At 36.1% G+C, this 15,694-nt stretch carries 15 protein-coding genes; 8 read left to right on the plus strand and 7 right to left on the minus strand.

From position 1 onward, the window contains the following. Positions 1-115 precede the first annotated feature (115 nt). Together AO843_RS23970 and AO843_RS08675 are read left to right on the plus strand one after the other, a co-directional pair. A complete protein-coding gene (locus AO843_RS23970) occupies positions 116-271 on the plus strand; it encodes a YvrJ family protein (protein ID WP_082389422.1) in 156 nt (51 codons plus the stop codon). Between the two features lie 110 nt (positions 272-381). Beyond that, positions 382-666 (plus strand): hypothetical protein, encoded by a 285-nt coding sequence (locus AO843_RS08675; protein WP_054610722.1) that lies wholly within the window; start codon positions 382-384, stop codon positions 664-666. Positions 667-691: 25 nt separating this feature from the next. On the opposite strand, the gene AO843_RS08680 is transcribed toward AO843_RS08675, so the two are convergent. Next, positions 692-1,201 (minus strand): GNAT family N-acetyltransferase, encoded by a 510-nt coding sequence (locus AO843_RS08680; RefSeq protein WP_054610723.1) that lies wholly within the window; start codon positions 1,199-1,201, stop codon positions 692-694. Positions 1,202-1,302: 101 nt separating this feature from the next. Then, positions 1,303-2,148: a pyridoxamine kinase gene (locus AO843_RS08685; RefSeq protein WP_054610724.1), complete on the minus strand. Its 846-nt coding sequence runs from the start codon at positions 2,146-2,148 to the stop codon at positions 1,303-1,305. Positions 2,149-2,327: 179 nt separating this feature from the next. Between AO843_RS08685 and AO843_RS08690 the strand changes: the two genes are divergently transcribed. Together AO843_RS08690 and AO843_RS08695 are read left to right on the plus strand one after the other, a co-directional pair. Then, positions 2,328-2,879: an ECF transporter S component gene (locus tag AO843_RS08690; protein WP_054610725.1), complete on the plus strand. Its 552-nt coding sequence runs from the start codon at positions 2,328-2,330 to the stop codon at positions 2,877-2,879. A gap of 140 nt (positions 2,880-3,019) precedes the next feature. Next, a complete protein-coding gene (locus AO843_RS08695; RefSeq protein WP_054610779.1) occupies positions 3,020-3,460 on the plus strand; it encodes a cell wall hydrolase in 441 nt (146 codons plus the stop codon). A 75-nt stretch (positions 3,461-3,535) separates the two neighbouring features. Here the strand turns inward: AO843_RS08695 and AO843_RS08700 are convergent, their stop codons facing one another. Then, entirely contained in the window at positions 3,536-3,745 is a 210-nt protein-coding gene (locus AO843_RS08700) for a YdbC family protein (protein ID WP_054610726.1), read from the minus strand. Positions 3,746-4,111: 366 nt separating this feature from the next. Between AO843_RS08700 and AO843_RS08705 the strand changes: the two genes are divergently transcribed. Both AO843_RS08705 and AO843_RS08710 read left to right on the plus strand, forming a co-directional pair. Continuing rightward, positions 4,112-5,476 (plus strand): AAA family ATPase, encoded by a 1,365-nt coding sequence (locus AO843_RS08705; RefSeq protein WP_054610727.1) that lies wholly within the window; start codon positions 4,112-4,114, stop codon positions 5,474-5,476. Continuing rightward, positions 5,469-6,533, plus strand: a complete 1,065-nt coding sequence (locus AO843_RS08710; protein WP_054610728.1) for a 5-methylcytosine restriction system specificity protein McrC — start codon at positions 5,469-5,471, stop codon at positions 6,531-6,533. Before AO843_RS08705 ends, AO843_RS08710 begins: the two co-directional genes overlap by 8 nt. A gap of 174 nt (positions 6,534-6,707) precedes the next feature. On the opposite strand, the gene AO843_RS08715 is transcribed toward AO843_RS08710, so the two are convergent. From AO843_RS08715 to AO843_RS08725, 3 genes are all read right to left on the minus strand, one after another. After that, entirely contained in the window at positions 6,708-8,951 is a 2,244-nt protein-coding gene (locus AO843_RS08715) for a 5'-nucleotidase C-terminal domain-containing protein (protein WP_054610729.1), read from the minus strand. Between the two features lie 280 nt (positions 8,952-9,231). Continuing rightward, complete coding sequence (locus tag AO843_RS08720) at positions 9,232-10,491, minus strand: MFS transporter (protein ID WP_054610730.1); 1,260 nt, start codon at positions 10,489-10,491, stop codon at positions 9,232-9,234. 168 nt (positions 10,492-10,659) lie between these two features. Beyond that, entirely contained in the window at positions 10,660-12,123 is a 1,464-nt protein-coding gene (locus tag AO843_RS08725; RefSeq protein ID WP_054610731.1) for an amidase, read from the minus strand. Between the two features lie 129 nt (positions 12,124-12,252). Between AO843_RS08725 and AO843_RS08730 the strand changes: the two genes are divergently transcribed. Beyond that, positions 12,253-12,984: a helix-turn-helix transcriptional regulator gene (locus AO843_RS08730; protein ID WP_054610732.1), complete on the plus strand. Its 732-nt coding sequence runs from the start codon at positions 12,253-12,255 to the stop codon at positions 12,982-12,984. Positions 12,985-13,299: 315 nt separating this feature from the next. Beyond that, positions 13,300-13,947 carry a deoxyribose-phosphate aldolase gene (gene deoC / locus AO843_RS08735; protein ID WP_054610733.1) on the plus strand — a complete coding sequence of 216 codons (648 nt, stop codon included), beginning with the start codon at positions 13,300-13,302 and terminating at the stop codon, positions 13,945-13,947. 217 nt (positions 13,948-14,164) lie between these two features. Here deoC and AO843_RS08740 read toward each other — a convergent pair whose 3' ends face one another. Next, positions 14,165-15,106 carry an alpha/beta fold hydrolase gene (locus AO843_RS08740; RefSeq protein ID WP_054610734.1) on the minus strand — a complete coding sequence of 314 codons (942 nt, stop codon included), beginning with the start codon at positions 15,104-15,106 and terminating at the stop codon, positions 14,165-14,167. Positions 15,107-15,694 lie beyond the last annotated feature (588 nt).

Raw genomic sequence — 15,694 nt, forward strand, 5'->3', positions numbered from 1 at the left:
TTATAAACCAAAACAAGAACAAACGTTCCCTAAATACAAAATTATATTGATTTTATTTAAAATGAAATCACTTTAAGGTATGTAAGACACAACTTTGGTGAAGGAGGAAGATGTTATGATAACACCCGAAACTATTCAAATGTGGATGAACCTAATTGGTAATTCTGGGTTTCCAATTGCCATCACCGTCTATCTCTTAGTTCGATTTGAGAAGAAAATTGACCATTTAGAAGCTAACATCATGCGAGAATTAAATAAAAATAAAGATTAAAGTAAAAAAATAAACGGCAACATTCTTTTAAAGAATGTTGCCGTGAGATTTCACTGCCCATCTGCATACAATAAATGTAAAAGTAAATATGTCTTAGATGGGAGGGGATTATGATTAATCACAATACAGTGGGATCAACCTATATAGTAATGACGGTATTTCTTATGCTAGGCATTTCCTATAATTTCTTTTATGATTTATTCCCCATTCAAATTGAATACTTGGGTAATCTTGTATTTTGGCTGACACTCCCATTATCAGTCATCATTATCGCGCTAAGCATATGGTTACTTAAAAAGAAAATGGGCATTGTCAGCTCTTTACTTGCACTTGTTATTGCGGGGATTACTTTATTTATTGTATTATTTTCATTGTTTTATTGGAGTTCGCCATAAATGCCGAAAGCCTTTGAAGGATTGCTTACTTCAAAGGCTTTACATATAAAACCATATAATCTTCATCAAAGTATTGTTGGTCAATTTTTAACGCCCTTTTCTCTGTCCCAAACACCTGGAAACCTAATGATGTGTAAAGTCCTTTTGCAGAATCATTCGAAGACACTACTGTTAAATTGATCTGCTCAACATCCGCTAATTTGCTTCCTTGGTTTATTACTTCTAGCATTAAACGTTTACCTAAGCTCAGCCCTCGCTTTTTTGGCGATACATAAACGGCAAAAATACTCGCTTTATGCTTTATTTTGATTTTGCTTTCTTGCACCAATGTGGCAACCCCTAGCAATTCACCTTGATCAAATGCACCGAAGGTATAAGAACCTTGTGCTTCAAGTCTACTTGCAAACAACTCAAGCACCATATCTTTTTCCTCTTCAAAACTTGAACCAAATGCCTCAGGATTCGTTTGTAATCCCTCTAACCTTAAAGTTCGATATAGCTCAGCATCTTTTGCTGTTAATAACCTAATTTCCATCCCTTCTCCTCCTAATACTTTTCCTATTTATCGGCCAAGGTGAATGACATTTGTTGTACTTGATGTTGTTACAATGTTTTTAGATCGCTAAAGATTCTTTTCTAAAGTAGCATGCGTAAAAACTTTTCAAAATGGACACCTGCCTCGCGAGGAACTTGCTCCTTGGATGTCGCTTCAATGGCAGCGGCTAAAAACGTTTCTGCTAGCTTCATTGACTCTACTAAATCTTGCCCACGCATCATGCCGCCCATAATAATGGATGCAAATAAATCACCCGTGCCCGAGTAGCTCTCACCATTATAGTCACGGATACTATGAAACGAGCGACTCGCATCGATATACATATTCCCGACATAGCGCTTGCCCGCATCTGCAGGTGGGTTCATACCGGTAATAATCACATTTGCGCCAGTTGCCTGTTGTAATTGAAGGCCAGCTTCCTCAAGTGCCTGCATATAATTTATTTCATGTTGATAGCTTTGTAACTTCTCATACGACAAACCTGTTAGTAAACAACATTCCGTCACATTTGGTGTAATAATGTCAGCACACTGCACTAGCTCTCTCATCCGATCAAGCAAGTCACCTGTATACATTTTATATACCTCACCATGATCGCCCATCACCGGATCGACCAATAAGGCTGTATCGTTTGTGTGAAACACCTCTAAAAATCGAAAAATATTATCGATTTGATCTTTACCTGTAACAAATCCTGTATGAATACCATCAAAGGTCGCCCCAAGCTTGCTCCACTCATCCACAAAATAGTCCATCTTTGACGTTAAATCCTCACAATAAAAGCTTGAATACCCTGTTTGCGCCGTTAAAATAGCAGTTGGCAATGGTACCGCCTGCACGCCCATTACAGCTAATACAGGCATTGCAGCCGTTAAAGAGCACTTCCCAAAGGACGACATATCCTGAATTACAGCCACTTTTTTCATCATTCATTCCACCTAACTCATCCTGCTTGTACTCATCTCATCGTATCACAATTAGGTAGATGCGAAAATATCATCAATCTGACCCCTAACTTTTTTATGAAATTGGCACTTTTACAACAGTCAGTCCTTTGCTAAAGTAAAAATCATCAAAATATTCATCATAGTGAGGAAGATAAAAGATGCAAAATATACAACGATCATCCTATACAAGACCACGCACGAAAACATTTGATTTAGTGATTACAGCCATTTTAGCAGCACTTGTTTTCGTTGCTACAATGTTTATTAATCTAAAGCTACCATTTGGTCAAGGTGGTCTTATTCATTTAGGGACATCTATGCTTTTCATCTCTGCCGTTTTATTCGGACCTAAAAAAGGGGCGCTTGCTGGAGCAATCGGGATGGGCTTATTCGATATCGTAGGGGGCTGGTTAATTTGGGCTCCAACTACAATTATTTCACGCGCATTACAAGGCTATATCGTTGGTAAAATCGCCTGGTCAAAAGGACATAAAGGTGACAATATCGGATTGAACATTTTAGGAGCCATCGTATCAATGCCTGTGATGATTGCCATTTACTATGTCGGGCAAGCAATCATGTTTAATAGCTGGATCGCACCATTAGCATCCATTCCTGGAGACATTATTCAAAACATTGTTGGCTTAATCATCGCCATTCCAGTTTGTGTTGTGCTGAAAAAAACACCATACTTCAAAAAGAATTTCTAATGGAAATACGCCATCTTGCTGATTTTTATTGCAGCATGGATGGCATTTTTCTTTATTTGTAAATAGAAAAACAGGCAATTTTCAAGATAAGGTGAAATTAGCCTCGTTCATTTTCATACTATATGGTGGAGGTGGTAAACATACCAAGAGTAAAATACCGCGATGCAGACGTTGCCTTAATGGCAAGGATGATGAGAGCTGAAGCTGAAGGTGAAGGTCAGCAAGGAATGTTATACGTAGGCAATGTAATTGTCAATCGAGCTGTTGCATCTTGTTTAGACTTCAACGATGTTAGAACCATTGAGCAAGTCATTTACCAGGTACAAGGAGGAAACTATTCGTTTGAAGCCGTTCAAAAAGGCAATATGTTTTACCAACGAGCAAGAGAAACGGAAAAAAGATTAGCCAAACAGAACTTAGACTTCTGGCGTCAACACCCAGCCAAATACGCACTTTGGTACTTCAATCCATATGCGCCATGTCCCCCAACATGGTACGGCCAACCGTTTACTGGGCAATTCAAAAACCATTGTTTCTATGAACCAGCCCCAGATACTTGTGCAAGTGTTTATATGGGATAGCGTGGGATTTTATTTTTATTAGCAAATTTTTAGAGGGAACTGTCTTAATAGCAGTTCCCTTTTTTATGTTCATATCTATTTCAACAACTCTTTTAAACCTTGTAACTCATCCGCTGAAAGCGTTATACCCTTACCCATTTTTTCGTGGTTTGGTGCCCACTCGCGAATGTCGTATTTTGGAGCATTACCGTTCCAGCTAATAAGATTGAGCTCCTTTTTCCAGCCCTTTGCTGATTCTGAAAGGACGCCGATATGTTCGATCATTTCAAATTTAATTTCTGCCATAGTTGCCTCCAATATTTTTTAATACATATTATCATTATTTTAACATGAATACTTTTAAAGTTATTTTACGGACGATTGTGTAGCTCAGCACCATATTAGCACTTAATAGAACAATTATACTCTCCACTTCTAAACAGTGTACTGGTAAAGAACATTCATCATATGTGTCTTTTATATGGCTATCATTGTCGCTCTACTTCTTCTCATTACCTATATTGATTAAATCCTCTAACACTCTTCTCACTTTAAATTAATAAGTTAATCATTAAGTAGCAGTAAAATTCCCTTACTCATCTCATTTAAATAATCTAAATACTCTTAAAATGTATTATAATGAAATAAATTTTCCCAAAGGTGGTTATATATATGAAAAAAATTAAATATGCCTGGTTTGTGGGCGCACAGCATGCCGGACAAGATTTGGTTGATGATTTTATTGAAAATGGTTACTGGATGAATGGCTATGATGATAAATATTTAGATATTGTCAATGAAGTGAAAGTGGGAGACTTGATTGCCATAAAATCTACATACACAAGAAAAAATAATTTACCATTCAATAACAACGGGAAAGTTGTATCCGTTCTTGGAATAAAAGCAATTGGTACAGTAACCAAAAATTATCTCGATGGCAAAACAATAGATGTGGAGTGGCAACAATTTAACCATGTACGAGAATGGTATATTTTTTCACTTTGGAATACCATTCAAAAAATTGAAGCGGACAAGGACTGGATTTATGAAAGTCTCTTACAGTTCACGTTTGACAATCAATCCCAAGACTTTAACCGTTTTTTAAGTGATCCTAAATATAGTTCCAAGTTTGACATTAACGCTACTGTTACTAGTCATTCAATCAATGTGACACCCCTTACAGAAGATGAATATACAACTGACGATTTTTTACGTGAAGTATTTCTAAATAAACTAGAAGCTAGTAAACTAGTTCGACTATTAGAGCGAAAAAAAAATGTAATTTTACAAGGTGCTCCAGGCGTAGGAAAAACATTTATGGCTAAACGATTGGCCTATTTGTTAATAGGCAAGAAAGCTATAGACAATATTGAAATGGTACAATTCCATCAAAGCTACTCCTATGAAGATTTTATACAAGGTTATCGTCCTTCTGATGAAGGCTTTGAATTAGTAGAGGGTCCTTTTATACGCTTTTGCCAAAAAGCTGCAGCAGATCCACAACATAGATATATTTTTATTATCGATGAAATCAATCGTGGAAATTTAAGCAAAATTTTTGGTGAGCTCATGATGCTTATTGAAACAGATAAACGAGGAGAATCACTGCAATTAGTTTATGGAGAAACACCATTTTCAGTCCCAGATAATGTTTTTATTATAGGTATGATGAATACAGCTGACCGTAGTTTAGCGATGCTTGATTATGCATTACGTCGCCGCTTCGCCTTTTATCATGTAAAACCTGCATTTCATCTCCAATCGTTTAAACAACATTTACTAAACCAAAAAGTGGATGATCAATTAGTTGACCATATTATTTCTAAATTCCAAGAGTTAAATAAGAAAGTAAAGGCTGATCCCCAATTAGGTGATGGTTTTTGCATTGGCCATAGTTATTTTTGTCACTACGACAACAGCGAGGAATGGTTCCAGGAAATTATTGAATATGAAATTGAGCCTTTGTTAAAAGAATATTGGTTTGATCAAATAGACATGGCACAAAAGGCTGTTAAGGAGCTCCTTATAAATGACTGAATCAGTAAGTCGAAAAATTCCAATAAAAAACTTATATTATATGTTAGCCTATGTTTGGGATATGCCACTTTCCATGCAACAAAAGAAGCTCGAATCTGAATCCTTTAATCGAATAGAAAATTTACTAGCATCGCTCTTCGAATTTCATTTATCTCTCCTAATTAAGCGTGGCTTAGTAAAGGAATATATTGAAATTCGACAACCTGAGCAGTTATTAAAAGGTAAATTATTAATGGCAGATTCTATAAAAGAACGAACTATGCAGCATAAAAAATTTATGTGTCAGTATGATGAGTTAACAGATGATATTGTTATAAATCAGCTTGTTAAAACAACACTATACGAATTTATGAAAATACCAACACTTTCACCTGAAATTTTAAATCGTTTAATACGCTTACGCCCTTATTTACAGCATATTCAACTACTTAATTGGCAAAAAAACAGTTTTGACCAAATTAAACTTAAACGACATAACCTGCATTACTCTATTTTAATTCATATTGCCCAGCTCCTATATGAAAGGAAGATTACACAAGAACACGATGGGAGTATAACTTTTCAAACATTTTTAAATGATATGCAGTTACATGCCTTATTTGAAAAATTTTTATTGAGATTTTATCAAAAGCATTTACCTACTTATAAAGTCCATCGTCCTATTATTGATTGGCAATTAAGTGGGAGCGAAAGTAAAAATGCATTACCATATCTACCTAAAATGCATACAGACATAGTAATTGAAGATAATAAAAATCAAGTAATAATGGATGCCAAATTTTATCAAGAAACTTTAACCAAAACTCAATTCGGTGAAGAGCGTCTACATAGTGTTAACTTATATCAGCTCTTCGCTTATGTAATGAATAGTAGATTTACTGGTAAGAAATCAGGTATTTTAATTTATCCAATGGTTGAGAAACATATCAATGTATCCTATCAAATTATGAACCATACCATTTCTGCCTATACTGTTAATCTAAATGAAGAATGGTCAAAAATTGAGCAACGATTATTAGAAATTATCACACCATATTTGCAAGATGGGGTGAGCTGATCTCTATTGAAGATTCATACGACTTCACTTCAATACTAAATTTGATTACCAAATACCGATAACCCAAAAGATTGACATTATTTTTTAGTCCTACGCAAATCATTAAAATCACCCTATAATAAAGGCTGAAGACAGTAGCTATAAAACTACCTCTCTTCAGCCCTTTTTCATTATTTACTTTTTAACTTTTACATAACTGCTATAAACATAACCCGTTTTCTCTTTATAAGAAATTTTGTACCAGCCTTGTTCTTCCCCTAAAATCGTTATTTCAGTATTTTTTGAAATTGTGCCATATACTTTTCCTACGTTCGATGGTTTCGAACGAACATTTAAGTGATGTGCTGTCACAATGCCTTTAGTTGGTTGTGGTTTAGTGACAGGAGGCTTTGATTTATCTGGTGCTGGTTTGCCTGGATTTGCTGGTTTTTCTACTGGCTTATCTGTTTCTTTATCTTGCTCAGCTTTAGAGTTATTGATTGCCTTTACTAGCTTTTGATAAAATTCACCTGTCGTTTTTACTCCATTAAATTGGCTTTCTTTAACGTTGGCTTTTGCTGCTAGCTCTGCTATTTCTTCTTTTGTTATGGCATCCTTGACATTAATAGATGCAATATTTGTATATTTTCCATCTTCCGTAGTAGGAATTGCTAAAATGTCTTTGTTGATTAATTCCACAACAGCAGCACGAGTTGGTGATTTTGTATCGACACCGATAATTTTCCAGTTATTTTGGATTACTGGCTCATAAACACCGTTCATCTCTTCTTTCAGGTATCGAATTGCTAGATTACGAATTGTCCCACCTGTTTCCCCATAAGCACTTTCATCTTTAGAGGACCAAGTCATATTGAACTTACGCCCTTCAAGCGCCTGACCTTTTGATACGAGAAAATCCATTCTATATGCGTTCATACCAAGCTTTAAATGATCTTCCATTTTAATTGGCGTTCCATCCAATTTGCGAAGATTTTTGATTCTGTTGCCTGGCTGCTCAGTTAAATCAATATCATACTTTACATGACCAAAATAGTCATTTGTACTATATTTCGATGAACGTCTTGTTTTATCAAAACTAATCGTTACATCTCCATCTCGTGAGCTATTAAAATAGCCAACAGCCCATTCCATATAATCTTTTAAATCTTTTCCTGTTACTTCATAAACAGATACTTCTCCGCCAGCAAATTGATAATTATAGGCAATATCCTTTTTCTTAATAGGACCTATATCCAAAGAAGCTTTGTCATTATCAATCTGATGCGCTACTACATCAGCCTTACTATAATGCAGCATTACCTCATGGAAGAAGTCTGATAAAGGCGTTTCTTGGATGTGTACTGTAGGAATTCCCTTAATTTCATTTTTCGGGACAAGATTTGTTCCTTTCAGCTGTGCCACTTCGATATTAGCATCTTCACGGGCAAACTCATGGTATGGCTTCAATATTTCTTCTAGTTCTTTATCAGATTCAACAAATGTGCCATCTTCGTTCTTTACCGGAATAGCCGAAGCATCTTTTTCTTTTAGCACTAATTGTTCGCCTTGGCGAGTAAATGTTAAATCAATTCGTGAAATATGTGTTCCATATTTATTAGGCTCTGTTATAAAAACGCCATTCACATCTTCTTTATTAATCAAAACATGATTATGACCTGCAAAAATAGCTGTTAGCTCTGGAATGGCATTAGCCATCTCCTTTACGCCAGTCCCTGGAATACCATTTTCATTTTCCAGACCCATATGCATGAGGCCAATCATGACATCTACTTTACCCTCTAATTCTTTGACGGCTTTTTTAGTCTCTTCAATTGGATTTTTGACAACTAATCCATCTAGATGATCCGTGCCCTTTTCATACTCTGTAATCAGTGGCGTTACCATCCCGATAACGCCGATTTTTACCCCTTCACGTTCAATAATTGTATATGCAGGTAAATAACGCTCTCCATTTTCTTTATAAACATTACCAGCTAGTCTTGTACCATTAAATTGGCTAGAAACTTTATCAAGGATATCTAAACCGAAGTTGAACTCATGGTTTCCATATGTCCAAGCCTCATAGCCCATTTCATTAGCAGCAACCATCATTGGTGATTGTGGCTGATCATTGAATAGTTCTGCAGAATTATCCTGTATTAAATCTCCATTTTCCAACAAGATTGTATTTGGATTATCGTTACGAATATCTTTGATAATTGTATATAATTGCGTTAAACTTCCTGTGAGATTTGGGCCATCCACCGCATAATCCCAAGGCATAGAACGGCCATGAATATCGGATGTAGCGAGGAGTGTAATATGAATATCTTTATCTTCCTCTTGTGCATTTGCAGGGGTTTGCGTAAAGAAAATCCCTGTTGCCAGTATTAAGGCCACCATACTTAGTATAGATATAACTTTTTTAAATTTACTCATTTCCTAGTTTTCTCCCTTTAATTCTGAATTTTAAGATTCCTACCCAGTTTAGCATTTATGGTGATGGTCATCCAGGTAAAATTAATCATAAAAGTAATAATATTGCATAGTTTTAACAAATTTCAGTGTGATTAAGGGGAAAAAAGCTATAGTAAAGGGATATTCAACAAGCGTTTAACGCCCGTTCAATACCCCTAATTTAGAAATGTAATCATGTTATGACATAGATAATATCTGATTATTAAGATTTACATGACAATTATTTTTAGGATTCACCTAGTCATTGTAGATCTGCTTTCATGTGCTTTTCCTTTAAAAACAGCACTCCTATCAAACCGATGACGGAGAATATGACTGGTGAAATGAAACCATAATAGTAACCATCACTTAAATTGCCAGTAGCAGCTTGAAAATGATCTAAAATATAGCCGAAAATAATCGGAAGCAATGCAGCACTTAGAAAGCCTCCTGTATTGGCAAACCCAGAAACAATGCCAGATTCAGTGATAGGGAAAGTTTGACGTACAGCCGCAAAGGTCAAAGCACTTGCGCCATAGCCAAAGCCAATAAAAAAGAATAGTACAATAAGCCAGAAGATTGACGGATGCCCTTTCCATAAAAGAAATGAAAACCAGCTCAATAAAACAGCCATATGAACAACAATATAGGGCCTTTTAATCGATCCTAACCACCCTGCTATCCAACTCATTAAAGGAGCTCCTAAAAGCGCCCCAATAAGTCCTATCATAATCAGCTGGCTTGCCTCTGAACGTGTCATCTCATACATATTAATTCCATAGGGCACAGCCCACGAACTAATAAAGCCAACATAGCCCCCGACAACCCCAAAATGACAAAAAAATAAAGCCCAAGCTTGTCGATTCGAAAATATTCTCCGTAATAAAACGGCCGTTTTTTCACGTTGTATCACCTCAGCTTCAACTACCGGTTTAGCTGGAAAGATACGTTTCGTATTTTTAACAAGCACAAAATAAAGAAGCACACCACATAAACATAATAAGAGTCCTGTTGAAAAAAAAGAAATTCTCCAACCAAATAAAAGGATCAAAGTGGCAAAAGGAACTGTCGCCAATAAGAAGCCCAGACTCCCTGTCATACCAACAAAGCCAATTAAACGAACAAACTCCTTTTTCTGAAACCATTGCGCCAAAATGAGCACCATATTCACCCATATGGTCGCATCTCCTACTCCCGTAAGTATTCTAGAAAAAAATAGGACGAATTCATGTGTACCTAGACTATAAAGAATTGTCCCTAGCCCCGTAAGTGTGGCACCAATGATAAGAAAAAAGTTCGGCCCAAACCGATCAGCTAAAATCCCCATCGGAATTTGCAAACTTGTGTACACAAAAAATTGGATACTCGTTAATAGCCCGATCGTCGATGCCGTCACACCAAAATCCGTCATCAATTGGTCTGTAATTAACCCTGGAGCGGTTCGTTGACTTGCCATTAACAAATAAGTAAACAATACAGCAACAAATACAATCCATCTGTACCTGTGACGTTGTTTGTCCAATAATCACTACTCCTATTAGCTTTTATTTTATGTATATGAATCTTGGGTTGGGGTGAAGACCTGTTTTTGAAGAAGTGTACTAGGTAAATGACAAATCTTGTATAGTCACCATTAAAAGAAAACGCACCAAGTCTATCTTATGGAATGACTGGGTGCGTTCATACTAAATTATACTACTGGCTGAGGCTGTGCTTCGCTCACATGTACTGGTGGCTTACGATCTTTCCAAGGGATCGCTTCTTCTAACTGTCTACCAAGTTGTAATAATGTCAATTCATCTGCAAATTTACCTGTCATTTGTAGACCAATGGGTAAGCCTGATTTACTTTCTGCTAACGGCAAGGATAATGAAGGCTGACCAGTAGCATTGAATAAATTTGTAAACGGCGCATATGTGAAAATTTGCTCCGTCCATTCAACAGCTGAAATATTAGGATTATTCGCATTTAATTCGCCAATTTTAGCAGGAAGTGTGCCGATTGTTGGGCTCAATAAAATGTCGTAATCTTCAAAGAAGCCTGCTACTTGACGCGAAACAAGTGCATTTATATTTATTGCTTCCAATAATTCAGATGCTTTTAAATTACCGCCATATTCATAGCATTTCCAAATGGCCGCTTCAATATTGTCTGGGGAAACTGCTTTTCCAGTCCCTTCTGCGGCACCCTTAATCATTTTATAAATATTGGCTGTCCATATATCGACCGTCGCCTTTGTAAATGTCGCTTGTTCATATTTCGGACGCGCTTCCACTACTTCGTGCCCTAGGTCCTTTAAAACATGAACTGTTTTATGAACAGCCTCAATGCATTCCGGGTCTACAAATGCGCCAGAATTTGCTTCCGTTGTCCATGCGATTTTTAAAGGACGTACTTTTTCATTAATTAGTTGTCCATACGGTGCATGTGTTACTTCTAATTTTGAATAACTCCCTAAATCAGGTCCTGCTACTTGATCCAGTAAAACGGCTGTATCGCGAATTGTCCGGGTAACCGCAAATTCAATCGCAATACCATTTAAAGGCTCGCTATTAAATGGACCAGTAGGAACTCTTCCCCTTGTTGGCTTTAATCCAACTAACCCACTGCAAGATGCGGGAATACGAATAGAGCCACCCCCATCATTTGCATGAGCAATTGGTACAATACCACTTGCCACAGCTGCTGCTGATCCACCACTCGAACCACCTGGACTATGATTTAAGTTCCACGGATTACGTGTGGCACCATAAATAACTGCTTCAGTCGCTGCATTATAACCAAACTCAGGTGTGGTCGTAGTCCCTGCCAAAATTAAACCAGCTTTTCTAAAACGCGTCATTAATTCACTATCAACTGGTATAACCGTATTTTCGCCTATACGGCTCCCCATACTATGCGGGACACCTTCTGCATGTAATACAAGCTCTTTAATTAAAAATGGAACACCTGCAAACGGGGCATTTTTATCAACTTTCTCAATCGCTTTGTCAGCTTGCTCTTCTAATACACTGACTACCGCATTAAGAGATGGGTTTACTTTTTCTATTCCTTCTAACGCTAGCTTCTTGAGCTCTTGTGGTGTTACCTCTTTTGATTTTACTAGTTCTGCTAACCCAATTGCGTCATATGAAGCATACTCTTGTAAATTCATATCATCACCTCATGTAGAATTATCTTACAACTATAATGTACTGAATATTCTCATATTTTTATATTACCCAAAAGGATAATTGTTCTCAGAGTAGAATATAAGTGCTTAATAGAGAAATGAGGTGTTTTCATGTTTTATGGAAGTGATGTAGAAAAAATTCTTAAAGCTAGTTATCATATTTCCAATATGAATGTGAAACAGAGTAATGAGCGTTTTAAACATGAACTACTGCATACGTTAAATCAACATCTCGGTTATCATCATATGTTATTTTGGGAAATGGCCAATAACGAATTAAATGCACCTGTACTTTTTAATATCGAGGTTCATACGATTAATGAATATTTACACCTTTATAAAAATTTTGATCCACTACATCCTCAAAATATAGATACACAACATGCCATTCAGTTGCTAAATAACAATAAAGCCATGTGCCTACAAAAACAAACGCATTATAAAGAAGTATTTTTGAGAGAAAATTGTTATGAAGATGAAATGGCGATGTATTTGAAAATAGACGATAAACATGTAGCTGTAATCGGCTTTTTAAGAAAAATTGGCGAAAAGTTATTTAATGAAAAGGATATTTTAATGTTAGTGTATTTAAAAAGAAATATAGAAAATATATACGCCTTACATTTATATTCACAGCCTTCTATACGGTTTGAAATGACAGCACGAGAAAAAGAAGTTTTGAATTTTGTTTCCAAAGGCATGAAAAATGTGGAGATTGCTCAGCAATTAATCGTCAGTGAAAATACAATCAAAAAACATCTTCAAAACCTCTATCGAAAATTTCAAGTAACGAATCGTACCCAGTTGCTAGCTAAATGTTTGAAATATATTGACCATGTTTAATAATTGGAATCTGAAGTTTTTTAACTAATACACTATCTAAAAATACGAAAGGACCGAAACCCTATACTCCTATTGGTTTCGGTCTTTTTTTGCCTATGTACTTTTTAACTTAGAATTATTTGTTAATGGATGGTTAAAAAACAAGTAAACTGGATGGTCATAAAAATGATAAACCCTTTATTATTAGACATGTGGGTAACTTAATTTCCTCACAGAGCTATTTAGAATAGAAACATAGCTTTCAAGTTTTAAAAAGTGACAATGTCATATCACCTATTTTCAGAAACATATCTTGAAGCCGGAGATGATATATTTATGGACTATGCAAAACTAGTAGACCACACATTACTTTCACCTAATACGACCGAAAAGGAAATCATTCAATTATGCCAAGAAGCAATCCAATATGGCTTCGCATCTGTATGCGTGAATCCTGCATGGGTAAGCTTATCTGCAGAACTATTACGTAAATCGGATGTGAATGTATGCACAGTAATAGGCTTTCCTTTAGGTGCAAACACGACCGAAACGAAAGTCTTTGAGACTATAAATGCAATTGGTAACGGGGCTACAGAAATAGATGTCGTAATGAATATTGCAGAATTAAAAAATAACAAAAACAATATGCTAGTCGAAAAAGAAATTTCAATGATTGTAAACGCTGCAAAAGAAAAAGCGCTTGTAAAAGTGATTATAGAAGCATGTCTATTAACAAATGAAGAAAAAGTACGTGCATGCGAAATATCTGTAAAAGCGGGCGCCGATTATCTTAAAACCTCCACAGGTTTTTCTCTGCACGGAGCAACTGTTGAAGATGTTGCGATAATGAGACAAGCAGTTGGACCAAATGTTGGAGTAAAAGCTTCAGGCGGTGTCAGTAACATTGATGATATCAAATTAATGATAGATGCAGGTGCATCGAGAATAGGCACTAGTTCTGCTGTAAAAATATTTGATTTATAGTATGCAATAATTTAAGTATCAATAAAAAGTGAAAAAACCGTCTTAAAAGGCGGTTTTAGTTCACTTTGACATATGCATAAATTTAGTTCACTTTGACATATGCATAAAAATTAACTTCACTGAGGCTTTACGTTCAGTTGTTGACTCGTTCTCACCTTCCAAATTTAGGCGGACATCTTCCTGACCGTTATTGAATGAAGGTCCTTTCTCAGTACATTCAGTTTACCTCTTTCATAAATTCTCTGAAGTTTTCAACGATTTCTTTTGCTTTCGTACGATATAAATAATGATCCCCATCAAATGTCATCACTTGCCCATATACAGAATCTTTTATCTGTTTTTCATGCTCTGGCACCCATCTATCAGTGACTGGATGATTCGCTTGTATAAAGAAAATAACAGGAAGATTTTTTGGGAATGATAGTTTTTCAGCCGCTTTAAAATTTTCATACATAACTTCAGCTTCATTTAACTGAGTGGAGTTATACATGTTTTTGTGCTTAAGCATTCTCAATTGTTCCTTTGTTTTTTCATCATATGATAGTTCGGCGTACGGGTCATCACCTAGCTTCACTTGCAATCTAGCTAAACCCGATTGTTTAAGAAATTTAATAGTTCTGATGATGGAAGAACCAATCTTTTTCTCACTGATCGACGGGACACTGCTATCGAGCCCAACAAATGCACTCACTTCATTTGAATATGTATTCACATAATCCAGTCCATAAAGACCCGAAATTGAGTGACCCATTAGAATATACCGCTCAATATGAAGCTGCTGTAAAGCTTCATGCACTTCACTAACAATATTCTCTGTACTCCGTTCCTTCTCAGTAAAATCACTTAACCCATAACCAAATGGCTCAACGACAACAACCTTGTAAAATGGAGACAATTCATCTACTAATGGTTGAAAATCAAGTCCTGGTGCCGGTGTTCCATAGCCAGGTAGAAGCACGACAGTTTCCTCGCCTTCCCCTTGAATAAAGACATTCATATTTTTCCCATCTACTGTTACAGACTGACCATACGTTTCTATTTTCCCTTGCTCCATTTTGCTATAGACAATATTGACTAGGAAAACAATCGCTAAAAAAAGTAATATGGCGATAACTAAACCTGCTATGATTTTACTTATAATGATTATCGTTTTTTTCATTCTGTTTGCACGAAGGTTTAGAACGGCAAGTGAAGCCGTTTTCTACTTTGGTCTCGTGCCACTCCTCCTTTTCGTTATCAACTTCGCATCTTCACTCACATCTGAGTATTCCGGTCACTTTCTTAAACCGTTTAGGATAGCTTATAAAATGAAGATGTACTCCCTATGACAACAATATGAACGGAGTATGAACAAATAAAAAATGTTACGGCGTCATATGTGAGAAAGTTTTACATATGGGGCCGTTACATTGTGGGGTTGTTACTATAATTTGGATGTAGTTATTCTTTCGGGGATGCAATAGGCAAAGTGGAAATGAAAGTGGTCCTTTGCCGACCTTTATGATGAATCGATTCAATCGTTTAATAATGGCAAGTCCCATACTGATATCAGCATTCTTATTCTTACTTAAGTATCAATAGTCTAAAATCAAATTAAGTATACAGCTCTGCCGTCCTGGGTGTTGCTGGAGGTGTGGGTGGTTTGAACATGAAAATTGATTTACTAAATGCTAGTTTGACTGACTAATAATTTAATTTTAAATAAATGGTTTATTAATAACTTGATTAATCATTTAATAAAGATAAT

It is taken from the genome of Lysinibacillus sp. ZYM-1, assembly GCF_001308875.1.
In the GTDB taxonomy this organism is placed as follows: Bacteria; Bacillota; Bacilli; order Bacillales_A; family Planococcaceae; genus Lysinibacillus.